Here is a 23,870-nt window from a genome sequence, read left to right as displayed (position 1 = left end):
ATCACAGACGACTACTTCGTTCCCGTCGATCCCATGGACGACCTTCAGTGCGATAGCTGCCAGTAATGGGAATTCTAGGAACAGGCCTGCAAGATGGCCTCCTACTGAAGCCGATCAAGTACCAGTGGGCAATGGACCTGTACGACCAGGCCGTCGCCAACACGTGGTTCCCTAACGAGATTCAGTTGGGCGAAGACATCGCCGACTTCAAGAAGATGACTGATGAAGAGCGTCACGCAGTGACCTTCCTCATGAGTTACTTCAACCCGAATGAGTTGCTCGTCAACAAGGCGCTCGCTTTCGGTGTGTACCCGTATGTTTCTGCTGCAGAATGCTCGCTGTACTTGGCGAAGCAAATGTGGGAAGAAGCGAACCACTGCATGAGCTTCGAGTACGTTCTCGAGACCTTCCCCATCGACCGTGAAGCTGCCTACAACTCTCACGTCGACGTGCCATCCATGGCGCGCAAAGAAGAGTTTGAGATGAAGTACATCCGTCGTATGACGGAGCAGACCCTCGACATCAACACCATCGAAGGTAAGCAAGACTTCATTCGCAACCTCGTTGCGTACAACGTGGTCCTTGAGGGCATCTGGTTCTACTCGGGATTCATGGTCGCTCTGTCATTCCGTCAGCGCAACCTGCTGCGCAACTTCGGTTCGCTCATGGACTGGGTCGTTCGCGACGAGAGCCTGCACCTCAAATTCGGTATCAACCTGATTCTCACGGTGCTCGAAGAGAACCCCGAGATTCAGACCGAAGAGTTCGCTGACGAAATTCGCCAGATGATTCTGGATGCTGTGGAAATGGAAGAGGCCTACAACCACGACCTTCTCCCCGGTGGCATCCTCGGGCTCAACGCCAACTACATCAACCAGTACGTCAAGTACCTGGCTGACCGACGCCTCGAGGAGCTTGGTTTCGAAGCCCACTACAAGGTCACGAACCCGGCCAAGTGGATGGCAACCGCCAACGACACTCTTGAACTCGTGAACTTCTTTGAGTCGACCAACACCTCGTATGAGGCAAACGCGTCGGCAACCACCAAGGTCAAAGCGGAGTGAGCCTGACCGTTGAGTGGGTCGATTGGCTTGATCCACGAGCGGTTGAGCAGCGAGCGGCGATGGATGTCGAGACGACGGCGATGTATGCCGACCGTCAGGCAGAGCTCGATGATGCTGGTCGCGCTGCGGTACATGCAGCGTTGACGATTGCGCCGTCGGAGATTACTCATACGGCGCTGGTGCTCGATGGCGATTCGGTCATCGGGCACGCAGCCTTGCGCCCGTTTGGGTCATCCCTTGAGGTCAAGAAGGTTTTCGTCGACTCGAACCATCGTGGCAAGGGTGCTGCGCGCCGACTCATGAACGCGCTTGAGGGCGTAGCGCGAGAAGCTCAGGCGCGCTCTTTGGTGCTTCAAACTGGCCACGTTCAAGTGCCGGCTATGGCTCTCTACGAGAGCTTGGGATACCAACGGATTGACGCTTTTGGGCACTACGCTGCGATTCCTTTCGGTGTCTGCTACGAGAAGACCTTGTAGCCCGTTCAGGTTGTCCATCTAAGCTGCACTGGACGGGGGATACCGTTCATCAATCAAAACCGGAACAATTGCACTGTGAGATTTATTCGGCGGCGCCCGCGCCTTAACTTGGGCAAATTTAGGGCGCCCGAGCCCGTCGAAGAGGCCCCGATCGAGAGGGTCGTCGAAGAGGGTGTGCTGATCGCCCGCAATGCTGTGCGCATGGCGGTAAAAAACCGAATCATTGTGGATGCCGCACGAGACCACCTTGATTACGATGACGGCGCATTGGCCGGTCTGGTTCACGTCGAGTTCGACCAGCTTGCTGAGCAAGCAGAGCACCTCCTCCGAGGATCGCACTCTGACCGTAACCGCGCGGTTCAAACGGGGCTCGCTGAAGGACTGCGCCAAGCATCCATGGATGGCGAACTGATTTCGAGCATCATCGATGAAGCGCGGGAGCTTGCCTGGAGCGAAATCGGCACCGCAATCATTGCCAAACTTCGCGTTGCCTACTTGCCGATGGAAGACCCCTCCTATGACGCTCAACGCAAGCGTCGGCTTCGTGAGTTGCGAACCATTAACTTTGCTGAACTTGAGGCTGCGGCGCAGGGCGAGTACTAGCCCACACCGGCGTAAAGTGGACCAAAAGCAGCATTTCGACGTGTGCAGCACATATCCGTCACATTGATCGCAGCCTCGCAGTCACGCGGCGCGGGTGGGCGAAAAATTGCGTGCACCCGAAGGTAGGCTGCCTAGGTCGACGTTTCAACGAGGTGCGTCCTGCGGGATTCCAGCCTCGTCAACGGCGACCACATTCACTTGGATAAAGAGAAGGTTGGACCATGAGAATCAATTTCGCGCTGCCAGTATTGGTCGTTGCTACGGCCCTGATGCTGTCGGGTTGTGTTGACAACAGCACACCAAGCACCGATACGGGTGGGGGCAACCTTGACGTTGGCACTGATGCTGCTGCCATTGCTCTGCTCCCGGCCGACATCAAAGACGCCGGCGTTCTCGTCATCGGTATCGACCCGACCTACGCCCCCAACGAGTACAAAGACGACGCCGGTAACCCCATCGGGTGGGAAGTTGACCTCGGCAACGCCATGGCGGCCAAGCTCGGTCTCGAGACCCAATACCAGCCATCGAGCTTCGACAAGATCATCCCCAGCGTCACGGGCGGCAGCTATGACATCGGGCTTTCCTCGTTCACCGACAACGAAGAGCGCGAGAAGGTCGTCGACTTCGTCAACTACTACGAAGCCGGCATCCAGTGGGCACAGTTGATCGGTGTAGACGTTGATCCCGCTAACGCCTGTGGCCTCACGGTAGCTGTGCAGACTGCGACTTACGAAGAGACCGATGAGCTTCCCGCAAAGTCGCAAGAGTGCACGGATGCTGGCAAAGAGCCCATCGACATCCTCAAGTTCGACACGCAAGACGAAGCGACCAACGCTCTCGCTTTGGGCCGTGCAGACGCAATGAGCGCCGACTCGCCCATCACGCAGTACGCAGTGAGCCAGGTCGAAGACAAGATCGAACTCGCGGGCGACTCCTTTGATACCGCACCGTACGGCATCGCCGTGCAGAAGGATTCAGAACTCTCTGCAGCACTCCAGGCTGCACTCCAGTCGATGATCGACGACGGAACCTACAAGACGATCCTCGAAGACTGGGGCGTCTTCAGCGGTGCTGTCTCGTCGATCACCATCAACGCGGCAACTACCAGCTAGGTATTGGCTGTGTCAGATTCTGGCCGTTCGGCGACACCCGTAAGCGTGTCGCCGAACGGCGCTGACCAAGCAGAGGCGATCAAAGCGATTCGCCTTCGCCACCCGTGGCGCAATGTTGTTGCGGTCATCCTCGTTGCCATGCTGGTTCTCTTTATCGTTGATGCTTCGCAGCGCGAAGCGTATGGCTGGGAGAACTTCGGCAAATACATTTTCGACAAGAGAATCTCGCAGGCCGCCGGCTACACGATCCTGCTAACGGTGTACTCGATGATCATCGCGATCATTTTGGGCGTCACCCTCGCGGTTATGCGACTCTCGGACAACCCTGTTGTTAAGGGCATTGCGTGGTTGTACCTCTGGGTATTCCGCGGAACTCCTGTCTACGTGCAACTCGTGTTCTGGGGTCTCTTCGCGACGATCTACTCAACGATCGACGTGGGCATCCCCTTCACCGAGCCGTGGCTCTCGGTGGAAACCAACGATCTCATCAGCGTGTTCTGGCTTGCCGTGATTGGGCTCGCGCTCAATGAGTCCGCCTATATGGCCGAGATCGTGCGTGCCGGAATCCTTTCGGTCGATAAGGGACAAGACGAGGCAGCAACTGCCCTCGGAATGTCGTGGCTACAGACGATGACGCGCGTCGTCATCCCGCAGGCCATGCGCATCATCATCCCTCCGACCGGCAACGAAGTAATTTCGATGCTGAAGACCACCTCACTGGTCACCGCTATTCCGTTCAGTTTGGAACTCTACGGACGCTCGCGCGACATCTCCGTAGTGATCTTTGATCCGATCCCGCTATTGCTCGTAGCCTCGGCCTGGTACCTGCTGTTCACCTCGATCCTGATGGTGGGCCAGTACTTCTTGGAGAAGCGTTTCTCGCGCGGAGTCGGCCAAGCACGCCCCGAAAAAGCGGGGATCGAGACCGGAGTGATCACGCTCAAGACCGGAGTCATCGAGACCCCTGGTGCAGCATCCGACACGGACGATTCCAGTACCGATCCGACAGGAAAGGAGCACCAATGACGAACGCAGCCGTAAGCGACGTGCCTATGGTGCACGCCGACCGTGTGTCGAAGAGTTTCGGCTCTAACGAGGTGCTGAAGAGCATCTCGCTGTCAGTTCCGCAGGGCGAAGTTATGTGCCTTGTCGGGCCAAGCGGATCGGGCAAGTCGACATTTTTGCGCTGCATCAACCACCTTGAGCGCGTCGATGCTGGCCGACTCAGTGTCGATGGCGTTCTGGTCGGATACGAAGAGCGCGGCGACAAGCTCTATGAGCTCAAGCCCCGCGAAGCGGCCCGTCAGCGCCGCGATATCGGCATGGTGTTTCAGCGGTTCAATCTGTTTCCGCATATGACAGCCCTCGAAAACATCATTGAGGCGCCCATCCGCGTCAACAAGGTGAAGAAAGAAGCCGCAATCGCGCACGGCAGAGAACTGCTGGCTCAGGTTGGTCTTGCGGAGAAAGAGGATGCCTATCCGGCCCACCTCTCCGGTGGCCAGCAGCAGAGAGTGGCTATCGCCCGCGCTCTCGCTATGGAGCCCAAGCTCATGCTGTTCGATGAGCCGACCTCCGCACTCGACCCCGAACTGGTCGGTGAAGTGCTCGATGTCATGAAGGGTCTCGCCGATTCCGGAATGACCATGATTGTTGTCACGCACGAGATGGGGTTCGCGCGCGAAGTCGCTGATCAGCTCGTCTTCATGGACGGCGGCGTTGTGGTGGAGTCGGGTGACCCCGACGAAGTGCTCGGCAACCCCCAGCACCAACGCACGAAAGCGTTCCTCTCAAAGGTTCTCTAGCGCTGTAGCCGTTAGTCGATCCGGGTGTCGCCGCTAGCGCGGTTGCATCCGGATCGCACCATCAAGGCGAATCACTTCGCCATTGAGCATCGGGTTTTCGACGATGTGCTGCACGAGTGCGGCATATTCGTCGGGGCGCCCCAGGCGCGACGGATGCGGCACTTGAGCGCCGAGCGAATCTTGCGCCTCTTGCGGCAGCCCAGCCATCATCGGTGTCTCAAAGATGCCCGGGGCGATGGTCATGACGCGCACAAACGATGACGCAAACTCGCGGGCGAGGGGAAGAGTCATGCCGGCAACTCCGGCCTTCGATGCTGCATAGGCTGGTTGTCCAATCTGCCCATCAAACGCAGCGACGGATGCCGTATTCACGATCACTCCACGCTCGCCGTCAACCGGGTCGGTTTCGACCATCGCGGCTGCCGCCAAACGGATGACGTTGAAGGTGCCCGTGAGGTTGATGCCGATCACCATCTCGAACGTTTCTAGCGGGAGCACCCCATTGCGGCCGAGAGTCTTGCCCGGTGTCGCGACGCCGGCACAGTTCACGACAATGCGCAGCGGTCCCGTCGAACTCGCAAGGGCGACCGCGGCTTGGACGTCGGCCTCCGAGCGCACATCGGTTGGCGCAAACCGGAAGTCATTCTCGGCGGCAATCTCGACTCCACGGGAGCTGGGAAGGTCGGCGATGGTGACGTGGGCACCTTGGGCGGCGAGAGCGCGAGCGGTGGCGAGCCCGAGTCCACTCGCACCACCGGTAATGAGTGCTGCGGCATCTTGAATTTTCATGCAAGCCTTTCAATAATGGTGGCGTTTGCCATGCCGCCGCCTTCGCACATGACGTGGAGTCCGTAGCGGCCGCCGGTGTGGTCGAGATGATTGACGAGGGTACTGAGGAGGCGTGTGCCCGAGGACCCGAGGGCGTGGCCCAGGGCAATCGCGCCACCCCGGGGGTTTACGATCGCGGGGTCAACGGCAAATTCTCTAAGCCAGGCGAGGGGCACTGAGGCGAACGCTTCGTTGACCTCAATGCTGTCGAGTTGATCGAGACGGATGCCGCTGCGCTCTAACACGCGATGGGTCGCCGGAATGATCCCGGTGAGCATCTCGATGGGGTCGGAGCCGACCACCGCGAAGGAATGGAAACGGGCTCGAGGCTTCAGTCCGAACGCGGCTGCTCGTTCTTCGCTCATGATGAGCACAGCGGAGGCACCATCGGTGAGTGGTGAGGAATTGCCTGCCGTTACCCGCCACTGGATTTCGGGAAAGCGTGCCGCGATCGCGGCGTCGTAGAACGCAGGGGAGAGGCCGGAGAGCGTGTCAGCGGTAGTACCGGGCCGCACAGTTTCGTCGCGTGCTAAATCTCCGATCGGAAGAATTTCACTGCTGAAATCCGCAAGCGAAGCGCGGGAGTGCGAGTCAGCGGCGAAGAGGTCGAGGTCGTCACGATCAAGGCCCCAGCGTGCGGCGATCAGTTCGGCGGAGATTCCCTGATTGACGAGGCCGTCAGGGTACCGTGCGCGCAGTAGCGGACTCATCGTGCTCTGACTAAGTGTTGCCTGACCGATGGGGTGTGAACTCATCAGTTCAACACCGCAGGCAATCACAACATCGTTGATCCCGGCCATCACCGATTGAGCAGCGAAGTGTGCGGCTTGCTGGCTGGACCCGCACTGGCGGTCGATCGTGGTTGCCGGAACTGTCTCCGGAAATCCAGCAGCGAGAACAGCGTTGCGGGTCACATTCACGGCCTGTTGGCCCGACTGCGTCACACAGCCGCCCATCACATCATCGATAATTGCCGGGTCGAGATCGTGGCGGCTGAGTAGCCCGTTCAGCACCGTTGCGAGGAGATCGATGGGGTTCTCTTGAGAGAGGGCTCCGCCGGGTTTGCCTCGGCCCGAAGGCGTGCGAATCGCATCAACGATGACTGCCGTTGTCATGCCTCAACACTAATCGTGGGCTCGCCATCATGCGAGCCTTATGAGAGCCCCGTTTAGGCGGGTTCAACACCGAAGGCGCGAGCGAGCTTGTCGATCTTTTGAGCTCGACCCAGGCGGGGCAGGTCACTGCCATCACGGATGACGCGGCCACGAGCCTCGAAGTCTTCCAAGAATTCGCGAGCCCACGCCACATCTGAGCGAGTGGGGCTGATGACTTCGTTGATGATGGGCAATTGCTCGAGGTCGAGGCAGAGCTTGCCCGTCATGCCGAGGGCAACAGCCATGCTGCCCTGTTCGCGCAGCACCGGGTGGTTAGTGCCGACGGTTGGGCCGTCGATCGGGCCGGGCAGGTTGCCGACGCGGCTCGCAATGACGAGACGCGAGCGTGGGTAGGCCATCGCAAGGTCGTCGGAGCTCGTGCCGGTGTCGCGGCGATAGTCGCCACTGCCGAACGCTAGACGATAGGCGCCACGGGCGCGAGCAATCGATGCTGCTTCTTCAATGCCGAGTGCAGACTCGACGAGGGCGATCACCGGTGTGACTCCCTTGAGACGGTCAAAAGTTTCTGAGACGTGAGCTGCTGCCTCAGCCTTGGCGAGCATGACGCCGCGCAGGCCTGGAAGTCCGGCGAGAGCATCCACATCGTCTGACCAGAAGTCAGAAGTGCGGTCATTGATGCGGACCCAACCACTGCCACCATTGCTCAGCCACTCGACGACCGAGTCACGAGCTGACGACTTGAGGCGCGGGTCAACAGCGTCTTCGACATCGAGAATGATTTGGTCGGCGCGAGACTGCTCAGCGCGATCAAATTCTTCGGGACGAGTTGCTGCGACCAGAAGCCACGACCGAGCAATCTCGGCGGAAACATCGTGGGTGGTCGGGTGATCGTTGGTGCTTTCAGACACGCGTCAGCTGCTTTCTTTCATTAGAGAGGCGACGTTCTCGTGCCACTCGCAGCCTTAAGGGTACCCGGTGATGGCTGTGTGCCGTCGAATACTCGGGCGCTACGAAGCGAGTACTTTGGCGATTCGTTGCACGCTCACCGATTCCGCGGTGCCCAAGTGTTGGGCGAAGAGGCTCAAGCGCAACTCTTCGAGCATCCACCGAGCGCGCGCGATCTGTGGTTCGGGATACTGCTCCAGCGGCAGAGTGCCACCGGCATCCTTATAGCGACGGGTCGCCAGCTCGACTTCTGACATCCACCCGCGGTCTTTGCCGGGGTTCTCGGTGAGCTTTGTCACACGATGTTCGATGCCCTTGAGGTACACCGGCAGGCGGCGCAGCTGCGTGAGCCCTGTCGCGGAAACGAAGCCGGGGTAGACCAAGGCATCGAGCTGTTCGCGTGCATCGCCGAGAGGGGTCAGCAAGTGCATGCTTGTTGCGGCACGTATCGCCTTGTCGGCGAGCCGAACTCCCGAAACAATAGATGCCACGAGCGAGACGGTCGCAAAGAGCGAGTCGACCAGCCCTGCCGAAATTTCATTGCGCAGCGCCTCGAACTCGGTCTGTGAAAAGACTTCGCGGTCGCCCATGACGGAGTCAACGCAGGCGCGCAAGCAATCGTCGAAGAGGGCATTCGTTGACCGATACGGGCTCTGGGCGAGTACGAGTTTTTCGGTGCCCGTGAGATGTTCGTTGATATAGCCGAGTGGCGAGGGAATCGCCAGCAGCAGGAGGCGACGCACACCGCTCTGGTGGGCGATGGCCTGATCGTAGGGGGTCGACATGAGGCGAATGGAGACTGAGCCGCCGTCGTCCACTAGCGCGGGGTAGGCGCGAATGGTGTTGCCGCCGTGCTTGGTGTCGCGGGAGCGGTCAAGTTCGCCAAAGTCCCAACTCGTAATCCCGGAACGTTCGAGGGTGTTGGTGTTGGTGTGGGGTTCAGCGGAGCCGCGCGTAGCACCTTGGACCGCACGCGCGACGCTTTCGCGGGCAACTGGTTTGAGGCTTGCCTGCAGGCTGCGCAACGATTTGTTCGCGCCGACCTTTTTGCCGTTTTCGTCGATAACCGCAAAAGTGACACGGAGGTGCGCGGGTACGCGATCGAGATCGAAGTCGGAGGTCGACACGGTGGCATATGTGAGCCGCGCGATTTCTTTCGCCAAGAATTCGGTCAACGATGGTCCGCCCTCAAACGCTGCGGTTGCAGGATCGTCGGGGGCAGCTTCGAGCAGGCGGCGGGCCCAGTCGGCGGCCGGAACAACGTTACGACGGATGGGTTTCGGCAGCGATTTAATGAGCGCGGTGACGAGGTCGTCGCGCAGCCCAGGCACTTGCCAGTCGAAGCCGTCGGGGCGAAGGCCAGCGAGGAGTGGCAGCGGAACGGCAATAGTCACACCGTCGTCGTCAGTTCCTGGCTCAAAGCGGTAGGTGAGGCTCAGCGTCTGGTCGCCACGAACCCATGTCGTCGGGAACGCGGTGTCATCGACTTCGGCGTCATCCGCGTTCTCAAGGAGATCGTTCGTGGTGAGCGTGAGCAGGTCGGGAGAGTCGTGACGAGCTTTCTTCCACCAGCCCTCGAAGTCACGCACGGACGCGACGGTGGCGGGCACACGCTTGTCGTAGAACTCAAAAATAGTTTCGTCATCGTGAAGGATGTCTCGGCGACGGCTGCGCTCTTCGAGCTGTTCGAGGTCACGGCGCAGGGCACGGTTCGAGGCATCGAAGCCCCACACGCGCTTGTCGCGCTTTGTCAGGTCGTCTTCGCCCTCGACAAGGGCGTGGCGAATGAAGAGTTCGCGGGCGGCAGGAAGATCCACCCGGGAGAACTGGATGCGGCGGCGAGCGGCCAGCGTGACGCCATAGAGCGTCACGCGCTCGAACGCGACTGCTGCACCCTGCTTCTTCTCCCAGTGCGGTTCCGAATAGCTGCGCTTCACGAGATCGCCCGCGAGCTTCTCCGCCCACACCGGATCGATCGACGCATTCATGCGCGCGAAGAGCCTGCTCGTTTCCACGAGCTCGGCGCTCATGATTGCATTGGGCTGTTTCTTGGCGAGGGCTGAGCCGGGAAAGATGACGAAGCGGGTTTGACGTGCGCCAATGTAGTCGCGCTTCGCGACATCCTTGAGCCCAATGTGGCTGAGCAAGCCAGCCAGTAGTGAGCGATGGATGCCGTCGGGGTTCGAGTGTGCGTCACCGATCACGAGGCCGAGCGGTTTGGCCATGCGGCTCAACTGGCGGTACACGTCGTGCCATTCGCGCACGCGCAAATAGTTGAGGTACTCGTTCTTGCACATCCGGCGGAACTGATTGCCCGAGAGTTCTTTTTGTTTCTCTTCGAGGTAGTTCCAGAGGTTGAGCATGGTGAGAAAGTCGCTTATGGGGTCGATGAAGCGCGCGTGCTGTTGGTCGGCCTGGGGTCGCTTATCGAGAGGGCGTTCTCGGGGATCTTGAATGCTGAGCCCAGCGACGATCGCCATGACTTCGCGCGTGGTGCTGTGCTGCTTCGACTCGAGCACCATGCGGGCGAGCCGGGGGTCGATCGGCAGTTGGCTGAGTTGTTTGCCGATGCGGGTGATGCGCGGGGTGGCATCTTTTGTGGCACCGGATTTGCTTCCGGCTTTCGTCTGCCCCACCATCGCGTTTTCGACGGCACCCAGTTCGGTGAGCAGGTCGAGCCCGTCTTTGATGCCGCGAGAATCTGGTGGCTGCAGGAACGGGAACTCGGCGATATTGCCTAGACCAAGCGAGATCATCTGCAGGATGACCGCCGCGAGGTTGGTGCGCAAAATCTCGGGTTCCATGAACTCGGGGCGCGAGTTGAAGTCTTCTTCGGAGTAGAGGCGGATCGCGATTCCGTCACTCGTTCGGCCCGAACGCCCGGAGCGTTGGTTGGCGCTGGCCTGGCTGATGGCCTCGATCGGCAGACGCTGAATCTTGGCGCGCGTGCTGTAGCGGCTGATGCGGGCCGTTCCCGCATCAATGACGTAGCGGATGCCCGGCACGGTCAGGCTGGTTTCGGCAACGTTGGTGGCGAGCACGATGCGACGTCGCGTGCCTGGGGTGCGGCGCGACTCGAAGACGCGGTGCTGCTCGGCGGAGCTCAGCCGACCGTAGAGGGGAAGCACTTCGGTGCCCTCGGAGAGCTTGCCGGCGCTGATGCGTCCGCGGATCGCTTCTTCGGCATCCCGAATTTCGGTTTCGCCCGAGAGGAATACGAGCACGTCGCCGTCGCTCTCGCGGGAGAGTTCGTCGAGGGCATCGTTGATGCCTTCGAGGTAGTCGCGGTCGGCACGGTTGGCGGCAGCTTCTTCGGCATCCTCTGATTCGAGGTCGTCACCAACTTTCTCTTCAGCGACGAGGGGGCGGTACCGAATTTCGACGGGGAAGGTGCGACCAGAGACTTCAATGATCGGGGCACCGTCGAAGTGTTTGGAGAAGCTTTCGGGGTCGATTGTTGCACTCGTGATGATGATGCTGAGATCGGGGCGGCGGGCGCGAAGCTGCTTGAGATAGCCGAGCAAGAAGTCGACGGTGAGGCTGCGTTCGTGGGCTTCGTCGATGATGATCGCGTCGTACTTTTTGAGGTCGCGGTCGCGGTGAATTTCGTTGAGCAAAATGCCGTCGGTCATGAGCTTCACGCGCGTGTTTTTGCCGACGCGATCGGTGAAGCGCACTTGGTAACCCACGAGATCGCCGAGCTCGGTGCCGAGTTCTTCGGCGATGCGCTCGGCGACGGTGCGGGCGGCAATCCGTCTGGGCTGCGTGTGCCCAATGGATGTCTTGCCCAGTTCGAGCAGAATTTTGGGCAGCTGGGTGGTCTTTCCGCTCCCGGTTGCTCCGGCAATGATCACGACTTGGTTCTCGCGGATTGCCTTCGCAATGTCGTCCCGGCGCTGGCTGACGGGCAGCTCAGGTGGGAACGTGATCGCTACCCCGGCAGGCAGCAGCGTTGCGGTGCTGGCGGAGTGAACTTCGGAGGCGGACATAGCCCTTCAGCTTACGCGCTGTGACTGCGGCGTGATCCGCTACCGTGTCGGCAGAAGCCAGCGTCGCAGCATCCGGGTCACTCCTGGCAGCAGCACGTAGGTCATGATCGGGGTGAGGCAGAGTGTGGTGAGCAGCACGCGTACCAGAATCGGCAACGTATCCCAGCCGGGCACGAGCAGCGTCACGAGGTAGGTGAACGCGAGGTTGAGGGGAAAGAAGCCGAGCCAAATGGTCACGGCTTGTTTCCAGCGCGGTGGCACTGTGGCGGCGGCTGGCCCGGCGTGTTCAACGGTCACTTCGGTTGGTTCGTCAAACCAGCCTTCGATGCCGGTGCGGCGTTCTGTTCGTTGGTCGTGCACGAATCCGCTTCCGCTCTGCAACCACCACGCACGTTCGGGGGATTGTTCCCAGTGCAGCAGTGCTGCGTCATCCGCGAATCGGTACAGCATGTGCCAGGTGGTGCTGTCGGTGCCGGCGCGCACCCAACCGGAGCCGAGGAAGCCGGGGTAGCTGGTGGCCAGATTGATTCCGGTTTGCATCCAGGCGGTGGCTTCGGCGATCCGGGCGGGATCGACGGTGCGTTCAATGGAAATTGTGATGGGGCTGGTGCTCATGGGTCTCAGCGCACTCCTTCTCTGTTGACCAGCGACAACAGTGACAGCCGGTGTGGGCTTCGCTCCGGCCAGTATAGGTCGGATGCCCGCAGCGCTGGTCCGCGCAGTGTCAGGTTGTTACGAAGCCCGTGCTCATCCGTGCACCACCCTCTCTGTGGGGTAGACACAGTTAATCGACGCAGGATTGTGTCGTTCTTGTTGCGAATTGTGCGAATCGTCAGTTTCTATTGCCCCAACGTTCAGGTTTGCGGTGTAATGGCGGCCATGGGATTGGTCTACGCCATCCCTTCGGCCACCTTTCTACTGGAGGAAAGATGAAGAACAAGCGCGTCGCAGCTGCCATAGCTGTCCTCGCGGCTGGAGCACTTGCCCTGACCGGGTGTACTCCGCCGTACGAATCAGAAGTAATTGCAGACACCGAGATCACGGTGGCGTGGAATGACCTGATTGATAACTTCAACGGAAGCAGTGCAGCAGGAAACAACACCGCAAACGCGGTCGTGCTGTACATGATGAACTCGACGTTCTTGTACTACAACAGCGACCCCGCTCTTGTACGTAACACAGACTTCGGTACGTTCGAGAAGACGAGCGACGACCCGCTCACCGTCAAGTACACGATCAACGACAACGTGACGTGGTCTGACGGAACTCCGATCGACTCCGCTGACCTTCTGCTCGCGTGGACCACGATCTTCGCTGGAGTAGAAGACGCAGAAGGCGCGCCTCTCTTCACTCACGCAAACCCCCGTGGCGACCTCGCGTCGACCATGCCGGAGATTGACGACAAGAGCATCACGATTGTGTACGACAAGGCTTACGTTGACTGGGAGATCCAGTTCGACCTCGGCGTTGCAGCCCACGGTGTAGTTGAGCTTGCATACCCAGACATCACCGACCCTGAAGAAGCTAAGTCGATGTTCGTCGAGGCAGTTCAGAACGACGACGTTGAGTGGCTTACCCCGGTAGCCAAGGCGTGGAACGACGAATACCAGGCAGCAAGCACACCAGACAACGAACTCGTTGCGCTGTCGAGCGGTGCCTATGTTCTCGACGAACTGGTCGAGAACGAGTACGTCGCGCTGAAGGCAAACCCGCTCTACACGTGGGGCCCTTCACCCAAGTACGAACGCATCATCGTTCGCCAGATCGAGGACTCAACCGCTCAGGTTCAGGCCATCGAAAACGGTGACGTTCAGATTGCTGCCGGCCAGCCGACGCCTGACGTGCTTGAGCTCGTCAAGGGACTCGACAACGCTGACTACGTGACCGCGGATGAAGCGACTTACGAGCACATTGACCTCACCTTCAACAATGGTGGTCCATTCGACCCCGCAACCTACGGCGGAGACGAAGACAAGGCAAAGGCTGTTCGTCAGGCGTTCCTGAAGGTCATCCCGCGTCAGGAGATCCTCGACAAGCTGATCAGCCCGCTGAACCCGAACGCTGGACTCCGCGACTCTGTTCTGCAGATTCCTGGCGCTCCCGGTTATGACGAAATCGCTTCGACTAACGGTTCAGCAGACTATGCCGAGGTCGACATCGACGGTGCCAAGAAGCTGCTGGCGGATGCTGGAGTAACCACTCCGGTCGAGGTCAAGTTCTGGTACCCCGAGGGCAACGTTCGTCGCGGTACTGAGTTCGAATTCATCCAGCAGTCGGCAGCTCTCGCTGGCTTCACGGTTGTTGATGACTCCGAGCCCGAGTGGGCATTCACCGACAAGGAAGCACTGCCGATCAACCCGCACGACGCGGTTATCTTCGCGTGGCAGTCAACGAGCCTCGCGCTCACAGGTTCAGATCAGTACCTCGGATCGGGTCAGCCGAGCAACTTCGGTGGCTACTCGAACACCAAGGTTGACGGACTCCTGAAGGATCTGGAAACCGAGCTGGACCCTGCGGCCCAGACGAAAATCCAGGTTGAGGTGGAGAAGGAAGTATGGGGCGACGGCTACGGCGTCACCATCTTCCAGTTCCCTGGAATCACTGTCTGGAACAAATCAGTAACGAACGTGGACCCGAGTCCGCTGTCTCCGACCTACTTCTGGAACTTCTGGGAGTGGGCACCGGCTGACGCCGAATAACTCGGTAGCGCTATAGCGGTGAGCCGGGCGTTATGCGCCCGGCTCACCTGCGCCACGTTTTCTGCCGCTTCGGCGGCACTGTCTCTGTTCCGCTCTGCTTTGCCCCGAAATGAGGATCACCGGTGTTGACCTTTGTCACCAGACGCCTCGTAGCCACCATTCTTGTGCTGCTTGTGGCTTCGTTCATTGTCTATCTACTCACTGCGAATTCCGGTGATCCGCTGCTTGAGCTTCGGGGAAGTCGAGACCCCAACGCTCAAGACAAGATCAAGTATCTGAGTGGACTCCTCAACCTCGATCAACCGCCTGTGCTCCGCTACTTCTCCTGGCTCGGGGGAGTCGGTGCCTGCTTCATTGGGCAGTGTGACCTCGGCATTTCGGTCGCTCGCGGCGAACAGCCCGTCATCGATGCCATCGGCGGAGCTCTCGGCTCCACCCTGCAACTTGTGCTCGCCGCTACGATTCTCGCAATCGTGATCGGTGTGGCAATCGGAATGACCACCGCCCTTCGTCAGTACAGCGGTTACGACTACGTCGTCACATTCCTCACATTCGTCTTCTATTCGCTCCCGATTTTCTGGGTGGCAGTACTGCTCAAAGAGTTCGGCGCCATCCGATTCAACGAATTCTTGGGTGATCCCGTCATACCGTGGTGGTCGATCGTCGTTGTCGGGCTCGTCATGGGCTTCATCGCCTCGTCCGTGGTCGGCGGTGAACTACGCACTCGCGCAATTTCTTTCGCCAGTGTCGCGATCGGTGTTGGCGGCCTCATTTTCGTGCTTGATGTGACCCGCTGGTTCGTGCAACCATCGATCGGCATCATCGGGGTGGCATTGCTCACGCTCGCGACCGCGGCGATCGTGGTGTTTACGTCCACAGGATTCCAACACCGCCGGGCGCTTATCGCGGTGGGCATTGTTGTCGCTCTGACACTCGGCCTCTGGTATCCGTTTCAGTTCCTTTTCTTCTATCTCAACTCGGCGTGGACGGTGCTCTTGGTCACCGTGCTGATGGCCGGCATCGGCATTGTCGTTGGGCTAGTGGTTGGCGGCGATGGCAAAGCGGTTGTCGCGCGAACCGCCGGCCTGGTTGGTGGTCTCACCGTCATCCCGCTCGTGCTCGATCAAATGTTCTTGCGCTGGGACGAATACGTTGCGCGCATCCCGCTGAGCAACGGCGTAATCGCGACGATCGGTGCATCGACCCCTGCTATCCGGCGAGTAGATGACACGTGGCTGAACCTGCTGGACTCGCTCACCCACATGCTGCTTCCGACGATCGCGCTCATGATCATCTCGCTTGCGGCCTACACGCGGTATGCGCGGGCCAGCCTGCTCGACGTTATGAACCAGGACTACGTACGCACTGCCCGTGCGAAGGGCCTTGGCGAGCGGACGGTGGTTATGCGCCACGCATTCCGCAACGCCATGATCCCCATTGCGACAATCATCGCGCTCGACTTCGGGGCGGTGATTGGTGGTGCGGTGATCACCGAAAGAGTCTTCGCCTGGCAGGCGATGGGCTCCCTCTTCAACGAGGGGCTCGCGCATACCGATGTGAATCTGGTGATGGGGTTCTTCCTCGTCACCGGAGTTCTCGCCGTGCTTTTCAACGTGTTTGCCGATCTGTTGTATTCGGCACTTGACCCCAGGATTCGGGTGAGCTGATCATGAGCGACAAAACTCCGGCAGTCGACGACCAGTCGACAGGTCAAGAACTCAGCATTGAACAGCGCGCAACCGTCGGTCTTAGCCAAGGCACGATTGTTCGTCGTCGGTTTTTCCGGCACCGTGGCGCCGTCATCTCGATGTACGTGTTGCTATTTCTTGTCTTACTCGCGTTCACGTCGGTTGGTACAGTCGTCGGCGGATCAGGAGCCCTCGTGCCCGACGCCAACTCGACGCGCCTCATTATCGACGGCGTGCGTATTCCTGGTTGGTGGACATCCACCTGGTGGGAACGCTATGACATCGTGCTCCCAGGCGGTGCTCCCACCTTCACGCTGTGGCCGTTCAGCATTGGCGAACACCCGTTCGGCCAAGACAACACCGGTAAGGATGTTTTTGCTCGCGTGATGCGCGGAATGCAGCAATCACTCAGTGTCGTCTTCATCGTTGGAGTGATCTCCACCGTCATCGGTGTCGTTTTCGGGGCCCTTGCTGGGTACTACCGGGGGTGGATCGACCAGGTCATCATGCGTCTCACCGACGTCATCATCATCATCCCGCTGCTCGTGTTGGGCGCTGTTCTTGGCCGCACGATCGGTGGAGACGCAATTCTTTTGGCCGTCATGCTTGGCCTCATTGCCTGGACAGGAATGGCGAGACTCGTGAGAGCCGAGTTCTTGAGCCTGCGCGAACGAGAGTTTGTCGATGCAGCCCGCGTGGCTGGTGCGAGCGACTTCCGCATTATCTTCCGCCATATTCTGCCAAACACTGTCGGCGTGATCGTGGTCAGCGCGACCCTCCTGATGAGCGCCGTGATCTTGCTCGAAACTTCTTTGAGCTTCCTGGGGTTCGGCATCAAATCGCCAGACATTTCGCTCGGCCAAATCATCAGCGAGTACAACGAAGCATTCAAGACTCGTCCGTGGTTGTTTTGGTGGCCGGGACTATTCATCGTCGTGATTGCGTTGTGTATCAACTTCATCGGTGACGGACTGCGCGATGCTTTCGACCCCCGGCAGAAGCGAGTACCGGCCCAGAACGGTTTCGGTTCGCAGGTCATCAGCTTCTTCAAGAGCTACGTTCCCGGTGCACGCCCCGGTGACGGGACCTCCAACAAATGAGGGCGATGAGGTCGATCGACCGGCACTCGTCGCCGAATGAACACGAGCTAGCTGACGGTGGTGAGCAGCACAGCCACGATCAGCGCGGCGACAGCCGCGATCGTGCGGAAGTGCCACGTTACACGCAGCTTCGTGAATTCACTCGTGGCGGCATCCAAATGTCCGCCGTCTCGCAACTGCTCCCAGTGCGTACGGATGATGTGGGCGGCTTGACCAGAGTCCGACGTGATCAGATCGCCGGGTCGCACTGTGCCAGCCAAGTAGCTCGACTCCGGAAGGTTCGCGCCATCCTGGCGCACCGCCGAGAAGACCGAGTGGCGGCCGGGAGCGGGCGCAGCCCACGCTGTGACGGTGCCGTGAACCGTTTCGAGCGCGAGCGCATATTTGGTATCGATGCGGCGAATCTCGGGCCACGCCACGTCGACGGTGCGCAGTACATTACGCAGCGTAACGCCGGCCGCCGTCACGAGCACAGCGGGGCGCCAGAACATGGCCCACGTGAGCAGCGAAACGAAGCCAAAGACGGGCAGCACTTGCAGGGCATCCAGCCAGCGGCCCTGAGCGGCCGTGACGATCAGTGCGGCAGCGCACGCGACAAAAACGACGATGGAAAGTACGCGCCCGAATCGCGAGTGCAGGGTGAAGTTTGGCGACACGGAACTATGTTCCCACGTGCGCACCGTATCCAGGGCGAAAGGCGAATCTCCTGATGACTGAGACAGCAAAGACTGAGACAGCAACGAAGACTCCCGCGATCGAGGTTACTGACCTTGGCGTCGAATTCTGGGTTGAGGGGGAGTGGGTCACGGCGGCAAAGAATGTCAGCTACACCCTCCAGGGTGGCGAAGTGCTTGCCATTGTTGGCGAATCTGGTTCTGGCAAGAGCACGAGCGCGATGGGCCTCCTCGGTTTGCTTCCTGAGAATGGTCGCATTTCGGGCAGCGTGAAGCTTGCCGGTGAAGAGATGGTTGGGGCGTCGCTGCACCGTCTTCGCCAATTGCGTGGTGCCGGCATTGCCGTGATCTTCCAAGAGCCGATGACGGCCCTCAACCCGGTCTACACAATTGGGTTCCAAATCGTTGAGGCGCTTCAAGTGCACAATCCGGGAATGATCCGGACGGATGCTCACAAGCGTGCCCTCGAATTGCTCGCGATGGTCGAGCTGCCTGACCCGCAAAAAGCGTTCGACTCGTACCCGCATCAGTTGTCTGGTGGTCAGCGTCAACGCGCCATGATTGCGCAGTCCATTTCCTGCAACCCGCGCGTGCTCATTGCTGACGAGCCAACGACAGCGCTCGACGTGACCGTGCAAGCCGAGATTCTTGAGTTGCTGCACCACTTGCGCTCCAAGCTCGACAGCGCGATCATCCTGATCACGCATGACATGGGGGTTGTCGCCGACCTCGCTGACCGCGTGATGGTCATGAAGGATGGCGAAGTTGTTGAGACGGGAACAGCGGAGTCGCTTTTCGCCGGAGCGACGCACCCCTACACTCAGGCACTCTTGGCTGCTGTTCCTCACTTGGGGGCTGCAGGCGAAGCATCCGCCTCGAAAGACAACCGCGATGTCGTTCTCACGATGAAGGGTGTCGCGATTGAGTATCCGAAGCGCGGCCGGGTGCCGGCCTTCCGTGCTGCCGACGACATCAATCTCACGATTCGCCAGGGTGAAGTGCTCGGCCTCGTTGGTGAGTCTGGCTCGGGCAAGACTACGATCGGTCGCGCCGTAGTCGGACTCCTTCCCGCTGTTGCGGGAACCCTCGATATTGTCGGAACGAATATGGTCGGCATCAGTAAAAGCGATTTGCGCGCTGTGCGTCGAGACATCGGCATCGTCTTTCAGGATCCCGGTTCGTCGCTCAACCCGCGGATGCCGATCGGCGAGAGCATCGGTGAGCCGCTTCGGCTCGTTGGCGGCTTCACTAGCAAAGATGAGGAAGCGCGAGTGAGCATGTTGCTCGACCGCGTGCAGCTCTCCGCTCACATGCGTAACCGATACCCGCATGAGCTATCTGGTGGTCAGCGCCAACGAGTGGGAATTGCTCGGGCGCTAGCGCTGAGCCCCAAATTGTTGGTCGCTGACGAACCTACTTCGGCTCTCGATGTGTCGGTTCAGGCAAAGGTGCTTGAACTCTTCCAAGAACTCCAAAAGGAACTCGGATTTGCGTGCCTCTTCGTTTCGCACGACTTGGCCGTGATTGACATTCTGGCTGACCGCATCGCTGTCATGCACCGCGGAAAGATTGTGGAGCAGGGGACGCGCGATGAAGTTCTGCGCAGCCCGAAGGACCCCTACACGCAGCGACTCATTGCCGCCGTTCCTCTTCCAGATCCTGAAGAACAGCGTCGCCGGAGAAGCGAACGCGAAGGGCTCGCTTCCTAGCCTTCGGTAGTGGCGGTGGCGAGGTTGGCTGGTTCGCCAGTCTCGCCGCCCGAAATCAGCGCTGTGACTTCTTCGGCCGTCAGCGGAACCCACGGGGTTCCGTCGGGGTCTGAAGAGAAGGCGGCGGGGCTGTCGCCCTGATTCCACCACTTTGCTTCGTAGGGCACTCCGCTGAACAGTACGCGGTCGCCTTCTTCGTAGACAGCGGTGCCATCCCAACCAGGGTAGGTTCCGCTCGGAACCGTAGGAACTTCAACGGGGGTTTCGCCCTCAAGCACTGGCCCTACGAGAGTCCACGGTGTTTCCCACGAGTTAAGCACGGGGTTGTCTGGCAACTCATCGCGCGTCCACCACTTGGCCTGGTACACATTGCGGTGCCAGACCACTTTTGTACCCGCGAGGTAGCTGGCGTCTTCTTGCCAGATTGCGTACGGGCTAGTCGCAGGATCGTCGATGAAATCATTGGGATCCGACGGCTCTTCGGTGGTGATGGTCTTTGCAGAACTCGCGACGTGACCGTCAAAACCGTCAGCCAAGACATCCGCAAAGAACAGGTCTCCCTGGGCTACACCACTGCAGGAGTCAGAGACGCGGGACGTGTCGGCGTAGTTCGGCCCACACGTAGTGTCGCGGTTCAGCGACCACATCGACATGCGACCAGTGCCCTTGTCGAGAGCAAACTCGTTGAGTGCTGCAGCGTCGGCCATCGTGAAAACTTCGGCTTCGATATCGTTCTGGCCGACCATCGGGGTCGCGCCGAGCTTTGTCCAGATCGTGGCATCCGTCAGTTCGATCCCGGCGTTGTCATAGAGGATGCCCAGTTGACGGTGAGTTTCTTGCAGCGAGCGAATGGAGGCGTCACCGCTGGTCTCTCCATCGGCCATACTCTGACCGAAGTTCATCGTCATGATGTTCACTCCGGCGAGATCGACACCGGCATCGAGCATCTGAGTGACCGCAGTGGTTCCCTCTTCCGTGAGTCCGAAGGTTGCTGCGGGAAGCGTCAGCCACACAGCGAGATCATCGCCTGCGGAGCGCCGTGCTGCTTGCAGGGTGGCCATTGCCGCCGCCCGACGTTCACCCGCAGCGGTGTCGCTGAGGTTTTCGCCCTCGATGTCGAGGTCGATCGTGGTTGACGCATAGCGGTCGAGCACCGAGTTGTAGGCGGAAACCAGATCTGCAGGATCGGTACACGTCGTGGAGAGCTCGTTATTCAGGAGCCCGCCGAACGAAACCGCGACGTCACCGCCCTGCTGTTGTAGCCGGGCAATCCGGCGGTCGAGGTCGAGTGAGATTGCTGCCTCATCCATTGTGTAGGCGGTGCCCCACGTTGGAGTGCAACCTTCATCGCTAGCGGCGACGATGAACGAAAGCATGACCTCTTTGCCGCTCTCCTTCGTCGCAGCTTCGAATTCATAACTCGGGGTGGCTGTGACGTCAACGTAGGCGGCGAACCACGGGTCTGGCGCGGGAGCCGCCTGAGTGGATGCCCACGCTTGGTAGGCGAAGAGACCACCGGCGGCGACAGCAATGGCGATAACAACCGCCATGACGAGTCGCCTGAAAGAGAGTCGGTGAGTCGCGGTGCTCATGCTCGCACCTCGCTTTCAGCCTCAGCGGGTGGCAGCATTTCAGCGAAGACGATGGAGTCTCGCACCTTGGTGTGAACTCCGCTGTCGTCGCCGTAATAGAGGATTGAACGCCAGTCGAGTTCAGTCGATTCTGGCACTGGTTCTTCCTTCGTCTTTTTTGGCTTTCGTTCGACAAAGAGCGGGCGTGTGACACCCAACCAGATGTCCACGATGGTGTTCCAGATGCCGATGCACGACACGACGGCGAGGCCGGCGAGAACCAGGTTGAAAGCCGCGAACGCGGCGTTACCCCAGTTGCCGGCGTTCAAGTCGCGCCAGAAAGTGAAGCCCGAGAACGTGATGATCACGAGCGGCGCCAGCACATACAGCAACGGAGTTGAGGTGCGGTTGCGAACCTTTGGGGTGCGAGCGAATGGGATCTTCTTGCTCGTGATGGCCTGCTCGAGTGATTTGAGAACTCCGGCAAGGTTGACGGGGAGCAAGATCAGGTTGAACCCATAAATGCGGAAGATGTCGGAGAACTTGTAGCCGCTATAGCGAAGGTCGCTGCCCATGGCCAAGAAATACGGCACCGCGGCGAGTAGCACCACGGGGCTCAAGAGTCTGCTGTCGTAGGGGTAGGCCAGCAGGAACACGAGACCGAAGCTCGCCCATGTGATCGATGTCATGTAGTTCACGCGCAGGAAGAACTCGGTCCACGGCACAGTTTCGCCGCGAGCGCGACGCTCACGCATTTGGCGCATCAGTTTGGGCATGATGAGTAGCCCACCGTTAGCCCAGCGACGACGTTGCACTACAAGCGAACCGAAGTCGGGCGGGGTTGCGCTGTAGCTGAGTCGTTCTGGGTAATTCACGAGCGTCCAGCCGTGGGCGCCCAAGTCGATGCTCGATTCGGTGTCTTCGATGACGGTGCGGTCCTGCACGTAGCGCTTGACCGTGAAGCCGCCCTCGGTCTCGGTCTCGACAATGTCATCCAGTGCAGCTTTGCGGATGACGGCGTTGGCCCCCACCCAGAAGGTTGCGCCGTAATACGACTTGCCCTGATGCAGGATGTGCTGCAGATCAGTCGTGGCGCCAGCGAGTCGTTCGATGCGTGTACCTGCTCCGCGGAATGAGGAGTACGGCGTTTGGGTGACGGCGACCCGGGAGTTGTCCGCCTGCTCAAGCAAGTAGACAAGTCGGAGGCAGTAGTCGCGCAGCAGCAGCGAGTCAGCGTCGAGAGTTAGCAGGTATTGCGAATCGGGGATCGACAGATCGCCAGCTTCTGCGTGGTTCACGCGGCGCAGTACCGTGCCGGTTGGTGTTTCCTCTGGGCGGTAATTGCCACCCATCAGGCCGATATAAGCGTTGAGGTTCATTGCCTTGTTCGCTTCGTGAGACACAGAAGCGTAAAGCTTGCGCTCGAAGGTCGAGAGGTCGGCCGTGAAGGTCCAAGCGAGACGACGGTACAGTTCGCGCATCCGTGCGGTGGGGGGAACCATATGCTCATCGTGAGCTGCGCCGAGCGCATCGGCGGTCAGTTGCAGCTCACCGGCCAGGCCCTGAATAACCTGCGTGACAAAGAACTCATCGACGTGGTCAATGCGCTGTTCGTTGGAAGCCTTGTTCTCTAGCCAGTCGGCAGCCCACTGGTAGTGCTCAGCGAGCTCCTCGAGCTCGAACAGGCCGACCGTGCGGCCCAGCTGCACTCGACGCTCAAACGTCGCAAGAGCGTCACCGAAGCGTTCACGGGGCTCAGCGAGTTCAGCCTGAATCTTCTCGGCAAGCAAACGAGAGTCCGCTAGCTGTGCTGCAGCATCCGGGTCAGAAGGAAACGGCGGGTCATCGAGCAAGAGCACGACACGCAAAGTCGGATACTCCTGAAGGCACGCCGACCACAGGGTGGCACGCACGACATCTGGTTCTTCGCTGTAGCTGGGAACCAAAACGGTGATCGAGCCCTGGTTCTCGGCGAAGTGGCGATCGAGTTCAGCGCGCGGCACGCGAGCGTGCGCCCGGAAGCGTTGATAGGCACCGTGTCTCGCGATCAAATACATGAGCGCAGAGAAGGTGAGGAAGGTAACAACGATTAAGTACGAAATAGCTTCGGTTGTGAACCGGAAACTTTCGGTGCCGTTGTTGATGAACTGGCGAACGATCGTATAGATCACATACGTCAGCCAGAACACAATCGTCGCAACAATCGCCAGACGCGCAAGCGCGATCGTGCGATCACTGGGTGCAGGGTGCACGGTGGGTAATGGATGGAGGCGTGTTTCTGAGCCCCATTGGCGGCGCCGGGCAGGCGCAACCGTACTGTCTTTAAGCATGGTTGGTTAATCCCCTATGCAAGATCCGGCGTCTTTCGGGTAGACGCCGTCGGGTGACCTTGCATCGCCCAGTATTGACAACTGGGCTTCTGTTCGCAAGAAAACAGTACGCGAACCGCAACTGGTCTACCTGCGAGATCCTGTCTAGTAAGCTGCGGAAAC

At 59.7% G+C, this 23,870-nt stretch carries 18 protein-coding genes; 10 read left to right on the top strand and 8 right to left on the bottom strand.

Annotation, left to right across the window (positions count from 1 at the left end; genetic code table 11):
• Positions 1-65 precede the first annotated feature (65 nt).
• The 6 genes from ACOH1Z_RS09535 (at position 66) to ACOH1Z_RS09510 (ending at position 5,060) form a co-directional block, all read left to right on the top strand.
• Positions 66-1,064: a ribonucleotide-diphosphate reductase subunit beta gene (locus ACOH1Z_RS09535; RefSeq protein ID WP_449648262.1), complete on the top strand. Its 999-nt coding sequence runs from the start codon at positions 66-68 to the stop codon at positions 1,062-1,064.
• A complete protein-coding gene (locus tag ACOH1Z_RS09530; RefSeq protein WP_449648261.1) occupies positions 1,061-1,540 on the top strand; it encodes a GNAT family N-acetyltransferase in 480 nt (159 codons plus the stop codon). The genes ACOH1Z_RS09535 and ACOH1Z_RS09530 overlap by 4 nt, the downstream gene beginning before the upstream one ends.
• A 75-nt stretch (positions 1,541-1,615) precedes the next feature.
• On the top strand, positions 1,616-2,143 hold the full coding sequence (locus tag ACOH1Z_RS09525; RefSeq protein WP_449648260.1) for a hypothetical protein: 528 nt from the start codon (positions 1,616-1,618) through the stop codon (positions 2,141-2,143).
• A 221-nt stretch (positions 2,144-2,364) separates the two neighbouring features.
• On the top strand, positions 2,365-3,255 hold the full coding sequence (locus ACOH1Z_RS09520; RefSeq protein ID WP_449648259.1) for an ABC transporter substrate-binding protein: 891 nt from the start codon (positions 2,365-2,367) through the stop codon (positions 3,253-3,255).
• Positions 3,256-3,264: 9 nt separating this feature from the next.
• Positions 3,265-4,281 (top strand): amino acid ABC transporter permease, encoded by a 1,017-nt coding sequence (locus ACOH1Z_RS09515; protein WP_449648258.1) that lies wholly within the window; start codon positions 3,265-3,267, stop codon positions 4,279-4,281.
• On the top strand, positions 4,278-5,060 hold the full coding sequence (locus ACOH1Z_RS09510) for an amino acid ABC transporter ATP-binding protein (RefSeq protein WP_304612869.1): 783 nt from the start codon (positions 4,278-4,280) through the stop codon (positions 5,058-5,060). The genes ACOH1Z_RS09515 and ACOH1Z_RS09510 overlap by 4 nt, the downstream gene beginning before the upstream one ends.
• A 33-nt stretch (positions 5,061-5,093) precedes the next feature.
• On the opposite strand, the gene ACOH1Z_RS09505 is transcribed toward ACOH1Z_RS09510, so the two are convergent.
• The 5 genes from ACOH1Z_RS09505 to ACOH1Z_RS09485 all read right to left on the bottom strand — a co-directional run bounded on the left by ACOH1Z_RS09505 (position 5,094) and on the right by ACOH1Z_RS09485 (position 12,552).
• Positions 5,094-5,849, bottom strand: a complete 756-nt coding sequence (locus tag ACOH1Z_RS09505; protein ID WP_449648257.1) for a 3-hydroxyacyl-CoA dehydrogenase — start codon at positions 5,847-5,849, stop codon at positions 5,094-5,096.
• Positions 5,846-7,003, bottom strand: coding sequence for a thiolase family protein (locus ACOH1Z_RS09500; RefSeq protein WP_449648256.1), 1,158 nt, complete (start codon positions 7,001-7,003; stop codon positions 5,846-5,848). The genes ACOH1Z_RS09505 and ACOH1Z_RS09500 overlap by 4 nt, the downstream gene beginning before the upstream one ends.
• Before the next feature lie 53 nt (positions 7,004-7,056).
• Positions 7,057-7,911 (bottom strand): HpcH/HpaI aldolase/citrate lyase family protein, encoded by an 855-nt coding sequence (locus ACOH1Z_RS09495; RefSeq protein ID WP_449648255.1) that lies wholly within the window; start codon positions 7,909-7,911, stop codon positions 7,057-7,059.
• Between the two features lie 99 nt (positions 7,912-8,010).
• Complete coding sequence (gene hrpA / locus ACOH1Z_RS09490) at positions 8,011-11,937, bottom strand: ATP-dependent RNA helicase HrpA (RefSeq protein ID WP_449648254.1); 3,927 nt, start codon at positions 11,935-11,937, stop codon at positions 8,011-8,013.
• A gap of 39 nt (positions 11,938-11,976) precedes the next feature.
• A complete protein-coding gene (locus tag ACOH1Z_RS09485) occupies positions 11,977-12,552 on the bottom strand; it encodes an antibiotic biosynthesis monooxygenase (protein WP_449648253.1) in 576 nt (191 codons plus the stop codon).
• Between the two features lie 314 nt (positions 12,553-12,866).
• On the opposite strand from ACOH1Z_RS09485, the gene ACOH1Z_RS09480 reads away from it, so the two are divergent.
• The 3 genes from ACOH1Z_RS09480 (at position 12,867) to ACOH1Z_RS09470 (ending at position 17,424) form a co-directional block, all read left to right on the top strand.
• Positions 12,867-14,636: an ABC transporter family substrate-binding protein gene (locus ACOH1Z_RS09480; protein WP_449648252.1), complete on the top strand. Its 1,770-nt coding sequence runs from the start codon at positions 12,867-12,869 to the stop codon at positions 14,634-14,636.
• Positions 14,637-14,758: 122 nt separating this feature from the next.
• Complete coding sequence (locus ACOH1Z_RS09475) at positions 14,759-16,303, top strand: ABC transporter permease (RefSeq protein WP_449648251.1); 1,545 nt, start codon at positions 14,759-14,761, stop codon at positions 16,301-16,303.
• A gap of 2 nt (positions 16,304-16,305) precedes the next feature.
• Complete coding sequence (locus tag ACOH1Z_RS09470; protein WP_449648250.1) at positions 16,306-17,424, top strand: ABC transporter permease; 1,119 nt, start codon at positions 16,306-16,308, stop codon at positions 17,422-17,424.
• 47 nt (positions 17,425-17,471) lie between these two features.
• Here ACOH1Z_RS09470 and ACOH1Z_RS09465 read toward each other — a convergent pair whose 3' ends face one another.
• A complete protein-coding gene (locus ACOH1Z_RS09465) occupies positions 17,472-18,080 on the bottom strand; it encodes a PH domain-containing protein (protein WP_449648249.1) in 609 nt (202 codons plus the stop codon).
• Between the two features lie 53 nt (positions 18,081-18,133).
• Between ACOH1Z_RS09465 and ACOH1Z_RS09460 the strand changes: the two genes are divergently transcribed.
• Positions 18,134-19,807 (top strand): ABC transporter ATP-binding protein, encoded by a 1,674-nt coding sequence (locus ACOH1Z_RS09460; RefSeq protein ID WP_449648248.1) that lies wholly within the window; start codon positions 18,134-18,136, stop codon positions 19,805-19,807.
• Here ACOH1Z_RS09460 and ACOH1Z_RS09455 read toward each other — a convergent pair.
• Positions 19,804-21,399, bottom strand: a complete 1,596-nt coding sequence (locus tag ACOH1Z_RS09455) for a chitinase (RefSeq protein WP_449648247.1) — start codon at positions 21,397-21,399, stop codon at positions 19,804-19,806. The genes ACOH1Z_RS09460 and ACOH1Z_RS09455 overlap by 4 nt on opposite strands.
• Complete coding sequence (locus ACOH1Z_RS09450) at positions 21,396-23,708, bottom strand: glycosyltransferase family 2 protein (protein WP_449648246.1); 2,313 nt, start codon at positions 23,706-23,708, stop codon at positions 21,396-21,398. Before ACOH1Z_RS09450 ends, ACOH1Z_RS09455 begins: the two co-directional genes overlap by 4 nt.
• Positions 23,709-23,870 lie beyond the last annotated feature (162 nt).

This window comes from Rhodoglobus sp. (assembly GCF_053580035.1).
Note: the sequence above shows the minus strand (reverse complement) of the source record. Positions and strands in the feature narration are given on the sequence as shown.

What these genes read in the sequence shown, in the direction of transcription:
- ACOH1Z_RS09480 (WP_449648252.1), top strand. Translation starts at nt 12,867, where the DNA reads ATGAAGAACAAGCGCGTCGCAGCTGCCATAGCTGTCCTCGCGGCTGGA.
- ACOH1Z_RS09510 (WP_304612869.1), top strand. Translation starts at nt 4,278, where the DNA reads ATGACGAACGCAGCCGTAAGCGACGTGCCTATGGTGCACGCCGACCGT.
- ACOH1Z_RS09500 (WP_449648256.1), bottom strand. Translation starts at nt 7,003, where the DNA reads ATGACAACGGCAGTCATCGTTGATGCGATTCGCACGCCTTCGGGCCGA.
- ACOH1Z_RS09460 (WP_449648248.1), top strand. Translation starts at nt 18,134, where the DNA reads ATGACTGAGACAGCAAAGACTGAGACAGCAACGAAGACTCCCGCGATC.
- ACOH1Z_RS09520 (WP_449648259.1), top strand. Translation starts at nt 2,365, where the DNA reads ATGAGAATCAATTTCGCGCTGCCAGTATTGGTCGTTGCTACGGCCCTG.
- ACOH1Z_RS09505 (WP_449648257.1), bottom strand. Translation starts at nt 5,849, where the DNA reads ATGAAAATTCAAGATGCCGCAGCACTCATTACCGGTGGTGCGAGTGGA.
- ACOH1Z_RS09450 (WP_449648246.1), bottom strand. Translation starts at nt 23,708, where the DNA reads ATGCTTAAAGACAGTACGGTTGCGCCTGCCCGGCGCCGCCAATGGGGC.
- ACOH1Z_RS09485 (WP_449648253.1), bottom strand. Translation starts at nt 12,552, where the DNA reads ATGAGCACCAGCCCCATCACAATTTCCATTGAACGCACCGTCGATCCC.
- ACOH1Z_RS09455 (WP_449648247.1), bottom strand. Translation starts at nt 21,399, where the DNA reads ATGAGCACCGCGACTCACCGACTCTCTTTCAGGCGACTCGTCATGGCG.
- ACOH1Z_RS09470 (WP_449648250.1), top strand. Translation starts at nt 16,306, where the DNA reads ATGAGCGACAAAACTCCGGCAGTCGACGACCAGTCGACAGGTCAAGAA.
- hrpA (WP_449648254.1), bottom strand. Translation starts at nt 11,937, where the DNA reads ATGTCCGCCTCCGAAGTTCACTCCGCCAGCACCGCAACGCTGCTGCCT.
- ACOH1Z_RS09535 (WP_449648262.1), top strand. Translation starts at nt 66, where the DNA reads ATGGGAATTCTAGGAACAGGCCTGCAAGATGGCCTCCTACTGAAGCCG.